We start from the raw sequence: 19,466 nt of genomic DNA, 5'->3' as shown, positions 1-19,466 counted from the left end.
CGCAATACGCATTTCACATCTTTATGCGAGCCAATTGAGTTGACTTTGGACAAGACGCTGGCAACCTTTGTAAGATGTTGAGGTAGCTATGGGAAAAGGCATCAGATGGCTCGCTGTGCTAGGGATTGGCTGGTTGCTTGCGGTTGGTCCCTCGGAGAAAACTCGTGCGCAATCGGCGGAGGCCGCGTTTGTTCGCTATACAACCAATCAGGGGTTGTCGAACGACGTTGTTACAGCCATTGCCAAAGACCAGCGTGGTTTTATGTGGATCGGGACGATCAACGGGCTAAACCGCTTCGACGGCGTTCAGGTCAAAGTTTACAAGCGGACGGGACGACCAGATGGTTTACCCGGTAATTATGTCGTGCCGGGCGGAATTACTCCCGACCAGAACGGCCATTTATGGGTATCAACAAATCGGGGCCTTTATCGCTTCGATCCCACCAAGGAGAAGGGGCAGACCATAGCGCTGCCCCAATTGCGCGATCGCCAGGCTGATAATGATTTTGTTTCGCCGGTTCGGTTCGACAAAGCCGGGATGGGCTGGTTTTCTTCTGTTAATCGGCTGTATCGAATAGACCCCCATACACGTCAACTGACGGCGTATGCATTACCTCATATAATGCCTGCTGCCTACGCTAGCCCATTTATCGACCGGCGGGGAAACGTGTGGGTTGCTGTTGCGGGGGCTTTGTATCAGTTTGACCCCGCCCGCCGTCGGTATGCCTATGTTATTGGGAAAGATAAACATCATCCCAACGCTTCTCTTGAGGTGAATGGATTGGCTGAAAGCAAATCCGGAACGCTTTACGCCTACACGACGCAGCGCTTAATGCGGTATGAAGTCGCTACCAATCGCTTCGTTGAATATCTGGGTAAGTCGGGGATTATAACCGAAATGGCAGAAGGGAAAGGAGCCGATGGCAAACCGATCTTCTGGCTGGGCGGGCTTACCCAATTGACCCGTTACGACCCCGTCAGAAATAGCTACACTACGTTTGAACGAATTGCTGACGACCCAACCAGCTATCCGGGGGGGATGACGGGATCATTGTATAGTGATTCCTTAACGGGGGCGCTCTGGGTCGGTACCAAGTACGGTCTGGCTGTCATCGATCCGGTAGCGACCAAATTCGGTCGTCAGTTGGTGCGGGACTCGGTAGATAATAGAACCGTAAGTAGCGTAACGGTCATTCTTCAGGATTACCGTACGGATTCGTTATTCTGGGGTGTAACCCAAAATGCCCGTTTGTTTCGCTGGAACCACCAAGGAACGCTGCAAACGGTTGCCGCCATGACAGATAAAGTGTCCTACGCGTTAACACAAGATCAGTATGGGCGGCTGTGGGTTGGTCTGGAAGACGGTGTTGGTGTGTATGATCCGACGCGTAAGCAGTGGCAGTACAAACGAGTTTCTCGTTCCGAAAACGTTGATAGCCCGTCGCCACCCGTTCCGATCCGGGGCTTCTACAACGACCGGCAGGGGCGGCTGTGGTTAGGCTCTGGTCGGCAGGGGCTGTACTGGTATGATCCGGCTACGGACCGAATTCGTGCCTGGCGGCTGTCTACCGAAACGGATCAGTTGTTTAGTGTAAGCCGAATGCAGGAAGATAACCAGGGGCGACTCTGGGTGCTGACAACACGCGGTCTGGTTCGCATTAATTCGACGCGGAGTCAGGCCGTTCGCGTTGAGATACAGAGTTCTAAGCCCGTCGTTCAGCCATCGAACCAGTTACAAAGTACCTTTCTGATCGACCGCCAGGGAAACCTTTGGTTGTCGGGCATCGATTTTATGGTCAAAGCGGATACGAACGGGCACGTTTTGCAGACATACACGCTGGAAAACGGCTTGTTGGCCGATCATATTTTTGGAATAGCGGAGGACAAACGGGGGCATCTCTGGCTGGCCACCGATGAGCAACTGCACGAGCTTGATCCTGTAACGAAACGGTTTCGCTACTACAGCAAAGCCAGTGGGCTGTTAACGAATAATCTGTTTCAACCCATCACACAAAGCCGTCAGGGCGAGTTATTTATTGGCGCAGAAGGGGGATTTGTTTACTTCCAACCCGAACAGCTACGAAAAAATAAGATGCCGCCCCCGGTCGTCGTCACCGAAGTCCGGGTAAACAATCGTCCGCGTAGGCTTGAACCAGGCCAGTCTGTTCAACTGGAACCCGACGAAACGACGGTAACGGTTGCATTTGCCGCGCTCAACTACAGTCAGGCTACAAAAAACCGGTATGCGTACAAACTACTGGGATTTGACGAGGAATGGATTACAACCGATGCCCGTACGGCAACGTATACCAATCTGGCTCCCGGCAATTACCAGTTACGCATCCGGGCGGCTAACAGCGATGGTGTCTGGAATCAAACCGGGACTACGGTACTCATGCGTGTCATCCCGGCTTTTTATCAGACCATTTGGTTTAAAGCATTGGTTCTGGCGACAGTGCTTATTATCCTGTGGGGAATCTACCGAAATCGTCAGCTTCAGCAGCAGCGACTGACCCGAATCCGGGATCGAATCGCTACGGATTTGCACGACGATATTGGATCGACGCTAAGCAGTATTCGTATTTTCAGTGATGTAGTACAGAGCCAGATTGCTGACGTTCGGCCTGAGTCTGTCCCATTGTTGCAACGCATCAGTGCCAACGCCACCACCCTCGCCGAGTCTATGCAGGACATTATCTGGACGATCAAAGCGCGCAACGATGGATTGGACGATGTGGTGAGCCGGATGCGTGAATTCGGGCTGCGGCTTACGGAAGCAAAAGGTATCAAGTTTACTATGACCGCAACGGAACCCTTTCCCGCGCTGAAACTAGATGTCGAACAGCGCCGTAACTTATACCTGATCTTTAAAGAAAGCGTGAATAACGCCGTCAAGTACGCTCATTGTTCCCGGCTTGATGTATCGTTGAGCGTTGTTGGGCGGCAGTTGCACGTCAAGATTCAGGATGACGGACAAGGGTTCGATCCGGCAACGGTGCGGTCGGGCAATGGGTTAGCGAATCTACAGACGCGTGCGCGCGACATTCGGGGGAAACTAGCTATTACGTCTGCGCCGGGTGCCGGTACATCGGTGGTATTAACGACCCCGCTTTCCTAAACGACTATGACGGATATTGGCATTATTTACTACGAAGATAACCGCGAACTGCGCGAAGGACTTTCGTTTCTGATTCAGGCGACGCCGGGGCTAACCTTGCTGGGCGCGTTTGGCAACTGTCAGCACCTGCCCGAAGAAATACGTTCGCTTCGACCCGATGTGGTGCTGATGGACATTGACTTGCCCGGCATTAGCGGCATCGAGGCCGTACCGATGGTTAAAGCTGTTTTGCCAGCCACGCAGGTACTGATGCTGACGGTGTTTGACGATGAAGACAAAATTTTTCGGGCGATTCGGAACGGAGCCAGTGGCTATTTGCTCAAGCATACGTCGCCCGCCGAGTTGGTAGCAGCTATCTTCGATCTGCACCGGGGCGGATCGCCGATGACCGCGAGCATCGCCCGGAAGGTATTATTGCATTTTCAGCAACCAAAGGCGCAGCCAAGCGATGACTACAAGCTGTCGGTACGCGAACTGGATATTGTGAAAGGATTGGTCAGTGGGTACAGCTACAAACTGATTGCCGACGAACTGCACATCAGCATCGATACGGTGCGGTCGCACATCCGCAGTATTTACGATAAGCTACAGGTCAACTCAAAAACTGAAGCCGTTCTAAAAGCCATGCGGGAAGGACTTGTGTGAACCGCTATTAGGTTGGTAAATTACTGACCGATAGTTATTTGACTGATGTTAACTATCGCCCCCTACCCGAACCGGTGGCAGATGATTCATTTCGTCCTCGCTGAATAGGCGTGAACGGATCAGGAAGCGAATGCCCAGTGGAATTTCGAGAGAGAAACTGGCTCCCCGCCCCGGCGTCACATCGACGGTCAGGTGCGTGTGTCGCCAGTATTCGAACTGATCTTCCGACATCCAGAAATCACAGTCCACAATCGTACCCAGCCACACATCAGTCGAGCCAATGATAAAATCACCCACGGCGTAACACATAGGCGATGAGCCATCGCAGCACCCCCCGCTCTGATGAAACATTAACGGTCCGTGCTGGACCTTCAGGTTGTCGATAACGTTGGCGGCTGCCGGGGTTACATCGACGCGGGAGGTGGTTTGCGTGGTCATAAAAAAATCAGTGGTACGCACTTAGCTGTCGGATAAAATCTGAGTGATTACTAAAAGGGGACTGAATCGAGCAACTAATTTTAGCGCTCGACCCAGTCCGCTTCTCCACTAAAAGAACCCTAATTTGCTCTTGCTGTACGAAATCAGAATGTTCTTCGTCTGCCGGTAATGATTGAGCATCATGTGGTGATTCTCCCGACCAAAACCCGACTTCTTGTAGCCGCCAAACGGTGCGTGCGCCGGATAATTGTGGTAGCAGTTCACCCACACACGGCCCGCCTGAATCTGACGAGGAATCTGGTACAACTCGTGCGCATCCCGAGTCCACAAACCTGCCCCGAGCCCGTACAGCGTATCGTTGGCCGTCGCGATGGCTTCGTCAGCATCTTTGAAGGTCGTCACTGATACGACAGGCCCGAAGATTTCCTCCTGAAAAATGCGCATTTTGTTGTTGCCTTTGAAGATGGTGGGCTGGATGTAATAACCACTTTCCAGCCCGTTATCCACTAAACCGGCGGGGCCGCCACCCGTCAGGATCTCGGCCCCTTCTTGCTTGCCGATATCGATGTAAGAGAGAATTTTTTCGTATTGATCGTTACTGGCCTGGGCACCCATCATCGTATCCAGGTCGAGCGGGTGGCCTAACTTAATGGCCTTGGTACGCTCAACAACTCGTTCGATAAACCGGTCGTAGGCCCGCTCATGAATGAGCAGTCGCGAGGGGCAGGTACAGATCTCGCCTTGGTTCAAGGCAAACATCACCGCACCTTCTACGCATTTGTCGAAGAACTCATCGTCCGCATCGGCGATGGACTCCATGAAGATGTTAGGGGATTTACCGCCCAACTCCATCGTTACCGGAATCAGGTTTTCCGACGCGTATTGCATGATCAGTCGGCCCGTCGTCGTTTCACCCGTGAAAGCTACTTTCGCGATGCGCTTGGACTGAGCCAACGGCTTGCCTGCTTCGGGGCCGAAACCATTGACAATGTTCACCACGCCGGGCGGAATCAGCCCTTCGAGCACTTCCATCAACACCAGAATCGACGTTGGCGTCTGCTCGGCGGGTTTCATCACCACGCAGCAGCCAGCGGCCAGCGCCGGAGCCAGCTTCCAGGTAGCCATCAGCAGCGGAAAATTCCAGGGGATAATCTGCCCGACAACGCCAATGGGTTCCTTAATGATCATCGACACCGTGTCTTTATCGAGTTCGGCCAGGCTGCCTTCTTCGGCCCGGATCACCCCGGCGAAGTAGCGGAAATGATCGACAACCAACGGTAAGTCAGCGGCCATCGTTTCGCGAACGGCTTTCCCGTTTTCGACCGTTTCGACGCGGGCCAGAAATTCAAGATTTTGTTCGATCCGGTCGGCAATCCGAATCAGCATGTTGCTGCGTTCGGTCGCCGACGTACGGGACCAGGCTGTAAAAGCCTTGTGTGCCGCATCGAGTGCCAGTTCAACATCGGCGGCTTTGGAACGAGGAACACGGGCGATTAAGCTATCGTCGATAGGCGAGTTGTTCGCAAAGTATTCGCCGTCTACCGGAGTCACCCATTTACCGCCAATGTAGTTCTCGTACTGGCTCTTAAACTCAGGCCGGGGCAGAATCTTGCTTGGAGCTTCTAATACTTCCATGTTCGTAACGAAGAAAAGTTAAATTGGATTTGTTACAAAGTTTGGATAAATTGTTCTATAAAAATTGACCAATCGTATCGTCTCCCTGCACTATCCTATCAAAATGGCGGCTAAAGTATAATGCGTTAATGGCCCGAAAACTGCTATGCACTTAGGATCACTTGAGGCTACTGTCTTTTAAATACACTAAGATTTGTGATAATAATACTAGTTAAGTATCAGTAAATGACTAATTTGCGCATGCTGAACCCGGCAATACGCTCGTGTAACTAGACCATTCTTCATGAAACGCGTACAGAAAACTCCGCTAGACATTTCGTATCACCTGAAATCCCGGCGGCTGGAACAGGAAGTAGAGAATCGGACTGCTTATACCATCGATACAGCAGAATTAAACATTTACGAAACGCAGCACGTAGCCGAAAAGGTGGAGCTGACGTTTACCAATCCGGTACTGGCCAGCATGATCCGGGGAAAGAAAGTAATGCATCTGCCCGGAACGCCTTCGTTCGATTTGCTTCCTGGCGAGTCGGTCATTGTACCCAGCGAAGAAACCATGCGCATCGACTTCCCCGAAGCGCAAAGCCAGAATCCTACCCAATGTCTGGCACTGGCGATTGATCCCGATAAAGTAAAGCAGGTTACGGATATGCTTAACGACCGGACTCCGCTCGTGGATAATTCGCAGGGATGGCAGTTTGGGCAGGCCAACTTTTTTCTGACCAACGACGAACCCATTCATCAGTTGATTGCTCGCCTGATCTACATCTTCACCGAAAATAATCAGGCCAAAGATGTGTTCGCCAATCTGGTGTTGCAGGAACTGATGGTTCGGCTGATGCAAACCCAGGCCCGGACACTGCTGTTGAGTTCATCGAGTCCTCTGGTTAATGAGAACCGTTTAGCGCACATTGCGCAGTACATCAATAAAAACCTAAGCCGTAGCCTGCACATCAAGGAGTTGGCCGACGAAGCCTGCATGAGCGAGCCGAATTTCTACCGGACGTTCCGGCAGACGTTTGGCATAACGCCCGTCGATTTCATCAACCAACAGCGCATTTCGCTGGCGTCCAAGCTGCTGCGGACCACCAGTCGCTGTCTGGCGGATATCAGCGTCGATTGCGGGTTCAATAACCTTACTTATTTTATGAAGCTGTTTCGGCGCGAGATGGGCATGTCGCCCGCCCAATACCGTAAACAAAGCCTGTTCTAATCGCACGACCGCGTTCTATTTTCACATCTTTGTGCGATTGATGGGCGTGGTCTGACTGACCAACTTTGCAGTGTTAAACAACAACTGCAATGAAACGCCAACCTCTACTATTCTGTCAATTAACGTATTGCGTTCTACTAATGTTAGGCGGTAGCCTGATGTCATCCTTGTCCCTGGCTCAGTCGTCGGTTCGGACGGCTGTTACGGGTAAGGTGCACGACCCGTCGGGAAAGCCGCTTGAGTTTGCCACCCTCATGCTGGTAAAAGCCAGTGACTCTACACTGGTGAAAGGTACTATCGGAGATGCGGAGGGCGGCTACACGTTCGACAATGTTAAGCCGGGAACGTACCAGGTCACGGCTCAGGTTGTGGGTTTTCAAAAGACTTTATCCAGGCCGTTTACCGTTGCCGCCGATCAACCGCAAACGGATGTGCCGACACTTGTCCTGAACAACGCTACGAAAACGTTAGGCGAAGTAACCGTTACAGGGCAAAAACCGTTTATCGAGCAACTGCCGGACAAAACCGTCGTCAACGTCGAAAACAGCATTGTTTCGGCGGGAGGAACAGCGCTGGAAGTGCTCGAAAAAGCGCCGGGCGTCGTCGTTGATAACCAGAACGACCGTATCAGCTTCAAAGGACGTGAGGGCGTACTAGTGATGATCGACGGTAAACCAACGTATCTGTCTGCTCAGGAAGTGGTTAATCTGTTGCGCAATACGCCCAGTAACAGCGTTCAGACAATTGAGCTGATTACGAACCCTTCTTCTAAATACGATGCTGCCGGAAACGCGGGTATCATCAACATCCGACTTAAGCGCGGCAGTCGTGCTGTCGGTGGCGGTACGGCGGGGAGTGCTACGTTCGGGGCAGGATATGGTCGGTACCCGAAAGCCTCGGCGGGGGCAACGCTCAACCATAAAGCAGGAAACTGGAACCTGTTTGGTAACTACAACTACGATTATCGCCAGCGGTATTCGTCTGTCGATGCGCTGCGCCGTTTTGGGGCGGGGGATTCGCTAACGACGGTGAACAACCTGGGCACGCAAATCAGTACCGAGCGGGTGCATACGTTTAAAGCGGGTGCCGATTATACGCTGAGCCGCAACACAACGGTCGGGGTTATGATCAATGGGTTGCTGACCGATCGGGCGTCTGGTATCGACAATACCAATTTGATTTACAACGCACAGCATAAGCTTCAGCAGACCGTAACGATGACGAATACGTCGACGCGACCCATGCAACGGCTGTCGGCCAACGCCAATCTCAAACATACGTTTGATACGCTGGGGCGGGAATTGACGATTGATCTGGATTACGGGCAGGTACACGTCAACGGGCAGGATAACATGCGGACTCGCTATGTGAACGCGCAGAACGAAGAAATTCGTCCTCCGCTGCTTCAGCTGAATCAGACTCCTTCCGCTATTTTGATTCAGGCCGTAAAAGCTGATTACGTTCATCCGATGCGTGGAGGACTGAAATTAGAAACCGGGGGTAAAATTAGTTACGTAACATCCGACAATGATGTACGTTTCGGGACCGTGACGGAAAGTGGTTATGTGGCCGACCCGCAGCGAACGAATCATTTTCTGTACAAAGAAACAATTGGCGCTGGTTATCTGAGCGGAAGTCAAAGCTGGGCTAAATGGTCCGTACAGGCTGGGGTTCGGCTGGAATACACGCGTTCCGTTGGCAATTCGGTGACGCTCCAGAAAGTCGTAGACCGCAGTTACCTGAATGCATTTCCGAGTGCGTTTCTAACCTACAAAGCCAGCCCGGATCATCAGTGGACCAGTTCCTACAGTCGCCGGATCGATAGACCGAGCTATCAGGATCTCAATCCATTCATCTACGTGATGGACCCGTATACCTTCGCGCAGGGGAATCCCTTTCTACGGCCTCAGTACACGAATGCGTTTCAGGTAGGCTACACCTATAAAAATGAAACGAACGTCAGTCTGGGTTACAATCACACGACGGACGTCATTACAGGCGTCAATGAGCAGCAGGGGCAGGTCCTGAAATCGACCACGGTCAATCTGGCGGTGCTCAACAATATCGTATTAAGTCTGAGTACACCGCTAAAACTGACTGCCTGGTGGACCGTCCGACAAACGGCAGATATTTTTCTGAATGCTTACGACGCGGAATACCTTGGCGAGCGGTTAGACTATCGGCGCGTGTCGGCCAACTTTACGATGAACCACCGGTTTACGCTTGCCAAAGGATTTACCGCTGAACTGTCGGGCTGGTACAACACCGCGTCAATCTACGGTCAGGGCCGATTCGGTGGTATGGGGCAGGTGAACGTAGGTCTTCAAAAAACAATGCTGGCGAAAGCGGCCACCTTGCGTCTGAACGTAAGCGACATTCTGGATATCACGCGGAACCGGGGAACGATCCTATACGCGGGTACGAACCTGACCTTCACCAACCGCTGGGAAACGCGCGTAGCCCGACTGACGTTTACCTATAATTTCGGCAATCGTAACTTAAAAGTAGCCCGCCAGCGTCAGTCCAGCGTAGAGGACGAACAAAGCCGGGTAAGGTAGGATTCTGTTCCTCTCCGACGGATCGGAGAGGAACAGAACAAGCTATTTTGTTTTAATCGCCTGGCCATCGCGAATTTCTTCCGAAGCGATTTTGACAATCGGTTCGCCTTGCTGAACGCTGCCAAATACTTCAACCAGACTATCAACGACGTTGCCTTTCTGCACCGATACCCATTGAGCCCGGTTGTCGCGTACCCGAATCACAAACATTTTTTCGCTGGAACTCACGACGGAAGTAGTCGGTACGAACATCGTTTTGGCCGACCGTTCAACGGGCAATGTCACTTCGGCGTACATCCCGGATTTTAATTCGCGAGCCGCGTTGTTGACGTCAAATTCGGCCATCATCGCCCGGTTCGCTTCCACCAGACTCTCCGCACTCCGGGCCAACTTAGCGTTGAACTGGCGTTCGGGAATGGCATTGACCGTAAACGAAACGGCGCTGTTGTTTTTGAGCTGGTTGGCAAAGGTCTCGGGAATCGCTACCGTCAATCGCAGGGTACGGCTATCTTCCAGCACAAACAACGGACGACCGCTATCGCCCGCACCGACCAGCGCGCCGGGACTGATATTCCGCTCGGTTACCATGCCATCGAACGGAGCGGTGATCGTTAAGTACTGTCGGAGCTGGGTTTTAGCCTGATAATTCGAACGGGCGGCCTGTACGGTACCTTTACCCATGACCACCATCGCGCTATCGGCCTGCATTTTGGCCTGCGCCTGATCGAGTTCATTGGCCGACACGGCACCTTCCATCTTGGCCGTTTGCAGCAGTCGGTTATAGGTCAGCCGACTGGCGCGGGCGCGGGTCGTTTGCTCAACCAGCGTTGCTTCCTGCGCCTGTAGCTGGGCCTGCGCCTGACTGAGTTCCGAAAGAACTTCGGGGGCATCAAGCCGGGCCAGCACTTGCCCTTTGCGAACGAACGTGCCCCGGTCTACCGGAATCTCCCGCACGAAACCTTTTACTTTGGCGTAGATATTGACCCGATTCCAGGGTTTCAATTCACCCGGCAGGGTTACCCGTTTGCTGGGTTGCAAGGCCTGAACCGTTGTCATAGCCACCTGGGGCGTTTCTGGTTCTTTTGTGGCAGCCTGTTTGGTGTCGTGATTGCCGGATGTCGAGCAGGCAGCCAGGCCAGCCAGAACCGATACCGGCCAGATTACTCTCAATAATGGTTTCATATGGAGCGGACCGCAGGAGCGGGAGTCAGTTGGTTGTCGAAAAATTTGCTTTCTGGATCTTCGGGGTCGAGCGATACGGATTGCGTTGTTGCTTTGGCCTGTAGTTGGCTGAATACACATGGTAAAATAAGAAGTGCCGCCAGTGTGGAAGCGATCAAACCGCCAATTACGGCCTGGCCAAGTGGGGCAATCTGATCACCACCCTCGCCAAGTCCCGACGCCATCGGTACCATCCCCGCAATCATGGCGATACTGGTCATCAGAATTGGGCGAATCCGGCTGTTGGCCGCCAGCACCACGGCTTTACGGGTATCGCCAATTTCCAATCTGAGATTTTCGGCATTCGTCACCATCAGAATCGCATTAGCGACCGATACGCCGACGGACATAATCAGACCCATGTACGATTGGAGGTTCAGCGTGGCACCGCAGGCCAGCAGCATCAGCAGGGCACCCGCCACTACGGCAGGAATAGCCGATAAAATCACCAGCGACAGCTTGAACGACTGGTAGTTGGCCGCCAGCAGCAGGAAGATAATGACGATAGCGACCAGCAGACCCGTTTGCAGGCTACTGAGCGTATCGGTCAGCAGGTTGGTTTGACCACCCATCTCGACAAGGACACCGCGTGGTGGTTCGCCCGCGTTCTTGATGGCATTTTGCACGGCTTTCTGGGCCGTACCCAAGTCTATGTTCTGCAAGTTGGCGGTAATTGTAACGAGTCGGTTTGGTCCGGCGCGGTCGTATTCGCCGGGAGCAGTGCCTTCCGAAAACGTAGCCACGTCTGACAGCAGCGGATGCATTTCGCCACTGCGCAGCGGAATATTGCCAATGTCATTGGTGCTGCTCATCTGGTATTCGGGAATCTGCACCTGCACCTGGTAAGCCAGTCCCTTCGATTCGTCGAGCCACAGATTTTTATCCGTAAACCGGCTTGACGACGTAGCCGCTACCATCGACCGGGCGACCTGCGTGGATGTAACCCCCAATTGTCCAGCCCGTTCGCGGTTCATCGTTACGTTCAGCACCGGGTAGGCCAGCGGTTGCGCAATCTGCACGTCGCGCAGGAAATCGATTTTGGTCATCTGCTCCCGGATCTTATTGGCAAAGCGTCCCGCTTCGGTCAGGTCTTTAGCGGCTATCGTTACCTCAATTGGCGTCGAAGCGCCCTGACTCATAATTTTTTCGGTCAGCTCGATGGGTTCAAACGAGATGGCTGCATTGGGTAATGCTTTGGCAATCCGCGACCGAAGATCCTCTTTGAGATCATCCATTTTTACGGGATGCTCTTCATTTAATGACACCTGCAAAACCGCTTCGTGTGGACCGCTGTTGAACACGAAGATGTTGGACGTACCGTAGCTGGACGGAACCGTACCGACATACGCCGACGAGATCTCAACGTTCTCGGCACCCACCGCATCCTTGATGATGTCGAGTACTTTTAGCGTGGCCGTTTCGGTTCGTTCTACCCGCGTTCCATCAGGAATCCGAAGCCGCATCTGAAACTGGTGGCTGTTGCCGTGGGGAAGAATGTCCGTTCCGATAACCAGGAAGCAGACCACGATAATCGCCAGACTACCCAGCAGATACCCGCCAACAACCAGCCCCCGACGATTCAAAGCTTTATCGAGAAAGGTTGAATACCGCTGTTTGAACTTGTCGAAACCCTTTGCGTTGGCTTCTGGATGCATATCCTCTTCTAGTATAGCGTGCCGTTCCTGCGCGTCGAGAGCCAGCGTTGGCGCTTCGTGGGGCGGATGGCTTTTTAGAAGCCAGTTGGCCAGTACGGGCACAAACGTTTGCGACAGGAGAAACGACGCGATCATGGCGAAACCAACCGATAACGACAAGGGTAGGAACATGGATCGCGGTACGCCACTCATAACAAACGCAGGCGCAAACACGGCCAGAATCGCCAGCAGGATGAGGAATTCAGGGAAGACGATTTCTTTACAAGCGTCCCAGATCGCTACGGCTTTGGGTTTTCCCGTTTCCAGATGCTGGTGGATGTTTTCAATCGTCACCGTTGCCTGGTCCACCAGAATACCAATCGCCAAAGCCAGTCCCGACAAGGTCATAATATTGATCGTCTGCCCAAATAAATTAAGCATGATTACTGCCGACAGAATAGAAATCGGAATGGTGACGACCACGATAATCACGCTACGCCAGTCGCGCAGGAACAGCAGTACCATCAAGCCGGTTAGTACGGCACCCAAAATCCCTTCCGTGACCAGACTTTTCAGGGCGTTCGTGACGTAAACCGACTGATCGAACTCGTACGAAATCTTTACGTCTTCGGGCACGGCGGCCTGTAATTCGGGCATCGCTTTCCGGATGTTGTTAACGACATCCAGCGTGGAAGCATCCGACTTTTTTACCACCGGAATGTATACCGCCCGGCGACCGTTGACCAGGGCATAACTCACCGTCACGTCAGCGCCATCTTCAACCGTACCAATGTCGCGCACAAACACCGTCGGACCCGAACCAACCCGAATTGGAATGTTCAAAAAGTCTTCGGGACGTTTTACGAGCGAGTTCACCGGCGTCATCAGGGCTTTGTCGCCAATGCGGATATTCCCGGCGGGCGACGGCTGGTTGTTCGTAACGATGGATTTGATGACTTCTTCGGGCGTCAGTTGATAGCTGCGGACCAGCTGCGGATTGACTTTGATGATGACCGTCCGCTGGTTACCACCGAAGGGGGGAGGGCTGGACACGCCCGGAATACGCGAAAACATCGGTCGTACCCGCGACGATGCGTAATCCTGAATTTCGTTGAGCGAGCGGGTGGGGCTTTCAAACACCAACTGACCCACCGGTACTGAACTGGCATCGAAGCGCACCACCTGGGGTGGCACGGTGCCTTCGGGCATGTACGCTTTCGCCCGCGAGACGTTGTTGGCTACTTCGGCGGCAGCCTGAGCCATGTCGGTTCCCGGATAAAACTGTAGTTTGATCAACGATAGTCCCTGAATGGTTTTTACGTCGATGTCGCGGATCCCCGACACGTACAAAAAGTGGTCCTGGTAGCGCGTGGCAATGAACCCGTCCATCTGGTCGGGGGCCATACCGCCGTAAGGCTGAACCACATAAATCGTGGGCAGATCGAGGTTTGGGAAGATATCGACGGGGATGGTAAAGAGCGACATCACCGAAAAGAAGAGAAGTCCCAGAACCGCTACAACCACCGAAATTGGTTTTCGTAAGGCAGATCGAATGAGTTGATACATAACAGGTTTCGGTAATTAATGATCAGCCTGTAGTTCCCGGTGCTGGGTTGGTCGGACGTTGCGCTGTCAATCCCAACTACGCACAACCCACCTACCGGAAACTACAACCTGGACTTTACTTAATTGACTTGATTCATAAATAGCGATAGGTCGCCCTCAGCGGCTGCTTTGAGGAGCAGATAACGCCACACGTTGCTAATCGACACGTAGCCATCTACTTCGGCGCGGTTGAGTGTCAGAACACTTTGCAGCAGGGTCGGTAAATCGGTCAGGCCGCTTTCGTAGCGTGACTTGGCCTGGTTATAAGCCTGCCGGGCCGCCCGCAGCTGGATAGGAGCCTGCCGGGCTTGCTCCAGCGCGACCTGATACTGCGTTTCGGCTTCCTGATATTGTCGTGAAATTTGCAGCCGTTGCGTATTGAACAACTGCCGCGACCGCTCGATCTGAAATTGATCGGCCCGGTAATCCTGGTGAGCCCGTAACAGGTTCGTCAGGTTCCAGCGTGCAACAACGCCAACCAGATAATTGCCAACCTGATAGCCGAGTCCATTAATCTGGTTGTTCAGAAAGACATCGCCCTGATTGGAGAAACCCGAACCTCTGGCGTTACCCGCGCCAACCAGCGAAATAAGCGGCATCCCCGACCGCTGGGTAGCTAAGCTCCGGGCTGCCGACAGGTTAATCTGCGACTGAAACAAACGCAGGGTTGGGTTCTTCGGTGAAAGCGAATCCGATAGGAAAACACCGTTGGGAATCGAGGTGTAGAAGCCCATGCTATCGACCTGCATCCCGCTTTGAAGCTGACCCGCCAGTTCGGAAAGTCGAAGGCGCTGCACCTGTTCCCGCTGCTGGCTTTCGAGCAAGAGTAACCGGGCGCGTACCGATTCCGCCGTCGCTAGCGCACTATCGACGCCCGCCCGCATCCCCGACCGAACGCCTGAATCGACGACGCGCTTGAACGTCTGCGCCCGATCTAGATTACTCCGCTGAATCTGAACCAGTTTCTGATTGATCAGTAAAAGAAGATAGGCGTCAATGGTGCGGACCTGATGCTGAAAAAGTTCGTTTTCGTAATCGGCCTGGCTGCGCTGAAGGTCAGCTTTGGCTACGTTGATACCCGCTTTTACCCGCCCGAACGCAATGGCTCGCCACTCGATAGAAGCGCTGGTGTAGCTGCCGAAGCTGGCTTGCGAAAGAGCAACGGGCCTGACCCCACCGGAGGTGGATATATTGGTGCCTTCGTTGGGGAAAAACGAATTGTTGAGGCTATTGCTCGTGGCGTAGTTGTACTGATCCTGGAGCATCACAATCGGCAGCAGATCCGTGCGGCTGGCCTGCAATCGTCGCTCGGCACTGCTGACTTCGGCCTGTTTGGATTTCAGGAACGGATATTGCCGAACGCTCTGGTCAAGAACCTGATTGAGGGTAGGTTGCTGCGCTACGGCCTGGGTTGTGAGAAGACCGGCACTCAGCCAGAGCAGCCAGCCCGTTGTTCGTCGGTACTTTGTGGAGGTGGACCGTTGCTGGTGAGACTCCAGAAAATGCGGGTAGATCATTGGCGTCAACCTGTCCGGCTATCATCTGGCTCCCGGACAAGTGTAGGCAAAACACGATCTCAATTCTGGAAACATTTGGGAAAACTGGGCTTTATCGATAAAAACAAGCGTTCAAGCTCAGTTTCATGCAGATAAGTACCGCTCGTTAGCGGTTAGAGCATTCGTTAAGAATGTACAGGATTATCATTTTTTCAGTAGACGACTGAGCGTGGCTTCAATTTCGCTCACGGACATATCTCGACCGAGTACCGTTTGACCGGCGCTTAGTAGAATGGTATCCGGCATCTGTTCAACGCCGAATTGGTTGCTAATAGAAGTTGGCCCCATTAAATCCAGAAGGTGAATCCACGGTAAGTTTTCCTGCTGCATATCGTTCCTGCTAGCTGTCGAATCAAATTCAAGGGAGACCGTGACAATCTCCAGCCCACGCGGATGATAGGTTCTGTAAATTTGTTTTAGCGCGTTATGCCGTCTGTGGCAGGCTGCGAAAAAACGGGACGAAAAGTCGATTAAAATATACGTTGCTTTTAGCGTTGATAGCGTAAAACTTTGCCCAGTGACTGTTGGTAAAGTGAAATCAGTAACCTTAGTATCAACTTGATTTTTTGCCAATTTCGCCTGTATTCGTTTGAACGATGGATAGGAAGAAAAGGCGGAGAGTTTACCAAACAAATCAAGTGTCCGGTTGTAAGAAAAGTGATTCGAGGCAAAAAGGAACCAGCTTGATGCCGATGAAGGATGATCTAAAATTTGTTTGACGAGCTGATTGGTATGGGCTGTTTTTAGGGAATCGTCCAGTTGCTCAAGATTACGTATAGCTAGTGAATCGTTATCGAAGAAAGCATGCGCGAGTTCGGTTCGTAGATCACCTTCGGACTCTTGATTGGTAGTCAGCATCGCTAGCTGCTCGGCCCATAACTCACTGCTGGGAGAACCCGTGACGAACGCTGTTTGGTCGAAACTGACATAGATAGCCGGTGAGTCAATAAAGAGCTGGTAATCCTCTTTTTTCCCTTCAAGCCAGATATAGGCCGGACTGGGCTCGGGCAAGGTAATCGTAAAATCGGCCTTTCTGTTGAAAACGGTCGCTTTAACAATAATTGGTGGCTGGTACAAAACCTTTACTACCAGCATAGCTTGTTTGCCTTCCCAATCCTGAGAAAATAAACAATGAACGGTGGTCGTATCGTGAGCGTGTACAGCTGCCGAGCGAAGACAAACCAGGCAACATACCACTAGAAAGGCTATACGTTTAGAGGATATTGTGCCCATAGTCTATAAAAGGTTGATTGGTATAAAGTAACGTCGAAAACTTCCAAATTCTTTCCAGAATTGGCGGCTATTTTCGTGTACTATTTCGCTAAGCAGTCGTATGAAAATTCTGGTAGTTGAAGATGAAAAAGGGTTGGCTGAAAGTATCACCGATTACATGGAAAAGGAAGGATACATCTGTGAAACAGCCACGACCGTGCAGGAGGCCGACGAAAAAATATACCTCTATACCTACGATTGTATTATCGTTGATCTAACCTTACCGGGGGGCGACGGCTTTCAGATCATTCAAACGCTGAAGCAACTGGTTGTTACGACAGGAATTATTATTATTTCTGCCCGCAACGCGCTGGAAGATAAATTGAAAGGTTTGGAAATCGGATCGGATGATTACCTGACTAAGCCGTTTCATCTCTCCGAATTAAACGCCAGAGTGAAGTCATTGCTGCGACGTAGACAGTTTGGCGGGCATACCGAAATTCGTTTTCAGGAGATCGTCGTCGTACCGCAAAACCGGAAGGTTTACGTTAACCATCAGCTTACGACTTTGTCGCGGAAGGAATACGATTTGTTACTTTATTTTTTGTCAAATATCGACGTTGCGCTCACAAAAGCGTCTATTGCCGAGCATTTGTGGGGTGACAACATCGATTCGGCGGATTCATTTGATATCGTTTATTCGCACATCAAAAATCTGCGTCGGAAATTGATCGAAAAAGGAGCTGCTGATTACGTACAATCGATCTATGGTATCGGTTATAAATTTAGTCAATCGTGAAACTGCTCGCTAAAACCAATCGCATTTATCTGGCGTTCTCGCTGATTATTTATTTACTGACGGCGCTGGCTTTCTACCAGATCATTCGCTATTTGATTTATGACGAAGTGGAAAGCCGATTGCAGATCGAACGACGCGATTTCGAAACGTACGTTCGTATTCATAACACCTGGTCGAGCAGTCCTTATTTTGTCGAAAATAAAATTGAGGTTGCGCCGGTGAGTCAACCGCCCACGTCAAGGCGAGCCTTTTTTGCTGATACGTTGATTCAAAACCGCTATGACGACGAGCTAATTCCGTTTCGACAGCTTACATTCTACGTGCCCATCCATGGAACGCTTCATCGGGTATCTATTCGAAAATCGCTGATTCAAACGTACCGACTTATTGAAGCCGTAACGTTTACAATGGCTACATTTTTGGGCTTGTTGTTAATAGGGACGTTCTGGTTTCAGGGAAAGTTATCCGGGCGAATCTGGCTTCCATTCTATAATACGTTGTCGCGCATCAAACATTTCAATTTGAATAGTGAGGCTCCTTTGCAACTGGCTACATCCGAAATAACAGAATTCAATGAGTTGAACGAAGTGCTGCAAAAAATGGCTGATAAGATGCGGCAGGATTACCAAAGTTTAAAAGAATTTACGGAGAACGCATCGCACGAGATGCAAACGCCACTCGCTTTGATCAATGCTAAAGTAGAGCAACTGATCCAGAGCGAACAATTAACCGAGATACAAACGCACTGGATACAAACAATCTATGAAGCCTCCCGGCGCATCGTACGCTTAAATCAGGGATTGTTATTGTTGTCGAAAATTGAAAATCATCAGTTTCAGGGCATCCAACTCATCGATTTATCCCAGTTGCTCGTCGAAAAATTGCAGGATATGGAAGAGGTACTGTCGTTCAAGGAACTGACGGTTCATATTTGCTCGCATGATTCGTTTGAAGCGGAACTGCCAGTTGCTTTGGCTGATATTCTGGTGACGAATCTGGTAAATAATGCTATAAAACATAACCAGTCCGGGGGCTTTATTGAACTGGATTCGAGCAATGAATTCTTATGTTTGAGTAATACAGGAGGGACGCTGGTTTCGGAGCCACAACGACTTTTTGAACGATTTAAAAAAGAAGGAACCGGAACGGATTCCATCGGACTTGGTTTAGCAATCGTTAAACAAATCTGCGATAGTTACGAACTGTCCATTAGCTATAAGGAAACGCAAGGCAACCATCAATTCCGCATTTCGAGATTGTTACCCGCTGATTCAAATAAAATGATAACCTAGTTAGCTATTAAAACATATGATTAGCCTAACGGGGTAATACTTAAGTTTAGAAGAACATCTTTTCTTTAGAAGACATTGGAAGGCTAACGACGAATGCAAAGGTTTGTTGAAATTTAGTTACAAGTATTGTGGTGAAGTAGGTACTAACTTATTAACAAGTACTCCTTTTTTTATATACTCCTGGCCGTAAAAAGTAAATATACTATCGATAAATTCATGCTATGAATAGAAAATAGAATAGAATCTTGCAAAAATAGAACACTACTTTAGGATTATTATTATCTATTTAGTCCTGCTTTATTTTATAACCCATTTTAAGAAACTCGTTCATTAATTCGCTTATAGGAAGGGATATAGTATTAGCAGTAAGAAGAATAGTAGGGATGAATTAGTGAAAATGCTTTTTTTGTTATTTGTACTGTGTAAAAATAACTGCACTTAATTCGATGTGTAGCGCTCTGTTCATGTAAATAAAACGGCAAATTGATCCTAGCCTATATTTTTTATATAATTGTGAACTGTATATTCGCGCTTGAGTTC

The 19,466-nt window shown here is 50.9% G+C and carries 12 protein-coding genes; 6 read left to right on the top strand and 6 right to left on the bottom strand.

The genetic code is table 11. The features are described 5' to 3' along the window. Window positions 1–88: 88 nt before the first annotated feature. A complete protein-coding gene (locus M0L20_RS21955; RefSeq protein ID WP_248479056.1) occupies window positions 89–3,118 on the top strand; it encodes a sensor histidine kinase in 3,030 nt (1,009 codons plus the stop codon). A gap of 6 nt (window positions 3,119–3,124) precedes the next feature. After that, window positions 3,125–3,763 (top strand): response regulator, encoded by a 639-nt coding sequence (locus M0L20_RS21950; protein ID WP_232558743.1) that lies wholly within the window; start codon window positions 3,125–3,127, stop codon window positions 3,761–3,763. A gap of 48 nt (window positions 3,764–3,811) precedes the next feature. Here the strand turns inward: M0L20_RS21950 and M0L20_RS21945 are convergent, their stop codons facing one another. Together M0L20_RS21945 and M0L20_RS21940 are read right to left on the bottom strand one after the other, a co-directional pair. After that, window positions 3,812–4,201, bottom strand: coding sequence for a DUF779 domain-containing protein (locus M0L20_RS21945; protein WP_248479055.1), 390 nt, complete (start codon window positions 4,199–4,201; stop codon window positions 3,812–3,814). 108 nt (window positions 4,202–4,309) lie between these two features. Next, the gene (locus M0L20_RS21940; protein ID WP_248479053.1) at window positions 4,310–5,836 is read right to left on the bottom strand and encodes an aldehyde dehydrogenase family protein; all 1,527 of its coding nucleotides are present in this window, start codon (window positions 5,834–5,836) and stop codon (window positions 4,310–4,312) included. A 283-nt stretch (window positions 5,837–6,119) separates the two neighbouring features. Here M0L20_RS21940 and M0L20_RS21935 point away from each other — a divergent pair, with 283 nt between their 5' ends. Both M0L20_RS21935 and M0L20_RS21930 read left to right on the top strand, forming a co-directional pair. Beyond that, entirely contained in the window at window positions 6,120–7,049 is a 930-nt protein-coding gene (locus tag M0L20_RS21935; protein WP_248479051.1) for an AraC family transcriptional regulator, read from the top strand. 89 nt (window positions 7,050–7,138) lie between these two features. Next, entirely contained in the window at window positions 7,139–9,607 is a 2,469-nt protein-coding gene (locus tag M0L20_RS21930; protein WP_248479049.1) for a TonB-dependent receptor domain-containing protein, read from the top strand. Between the two features lie 42 nt (window positions 9,608–9,649). On the opposite strand, the gene M0L20_RS21925 is transcribed toward M0L20_RS21930, so the two are convergent. The 4 genes from M0L20_RS21925 to M0L20_RS21910 form a co-directional block, all read right to left on the bottom strand. Beyond that, window positions 9,650–10,789, bottom strand: coding sequence for an efflux RND transporter periplasmic adaptor subunit (locus tag M0L20_RS21925; RefSeq protein ID WP_248479047.1), 1,140 nt, complete (start codon window positions 10,787–10,789; stop codon window positions 9,650–9,652). Then, complete coding sequence (locus M0L20_RS21920; protein ID WP_248479045.1) at window positions 10,786–14,028, bottom strand: efflux RND transporter permease subunit; 3,243 nt, start codon at window positions 14,026–14,028, stop codon at window positions 10,786–10,788. Before M0L20_RS21920 ends, M0L20_RS21925 begins: the two co-directional genes overlap by 4 nt. Window positions 14,029–14,147: 119 nt before the next feature. Continuing rightward, on the bottom strand, window positions 14,148–15,584 hold the full coding sequence (locus M0L20_RS21915; protein WP_248479042.1) for a TolC family protein: 1,437 nt from the start codon (window positions 15,582–15,584) through the stop codon (window positions 14,148–14,150). 183 nt (window positions 15,585–15,767) lie between these two features. After that, entirely contained in the window at window positions 15,768–16,856 is a 1,089-nt protein-coding gene (locus M0L20_RS21910) for a TlpA disulfide reductase family protein (RefSeq protein WP_248479040.1), read from the bottom strand. Window positions 16,857–16,956: 100 nt separating this feature from the next. On the opposite strand from M0L20_RS21910, the gene M0L20_RS21905 reads away from it, so the two are divergent. Together M0L20_RS21905 and M0L20_RS21900 are read left to right on the top strand one after the other, a co-directional pair. Beyond that, window positions 16,957–17,634 carry a response regulator transcription factor gene (locus M0L20_RS21905; RefSeq protein WP_248479038.1) on the top strand — a complete coding sequence of 226 codons (678 nt, stop codon included), beginning with the start codon at window positions 16,957–16,959 and terminating at the stop codon, window positions 17,632–17,634. Next, on the top strand, window positions 17,631–18,926 hold the full coding sequence (locus tag M0L20_RS21900; RefSeq protein ID WP_248479036.1) for a sensor histidine kinase: 1,296 nt from the start codon (window positions 17,631–17,633) through the stop codon (window positions 18,924–18,926). Before M0L20_RS21905 ends, M0L20_RS21900 begins: the two co-directional genes overlap by 4 nt. Window positions 18,927–19,466: the final 540 nt, after the last annotated feature.

Origin of the sequence: Spirosoma liriopis, assembly GCF_023196085.1 — a bacterium.
Classification (GTDB): domain Bacteria; phylum Bacteroidota; class Bacteroidia; order Cytophagales; family Spirosomataceae; genus Spirosoma; species Spirosoma oryzicola.
Note: the sequence above shows the minus strand (reverse complement) of the source record. Positions and strands in the feature narration are given on the sequence as shown.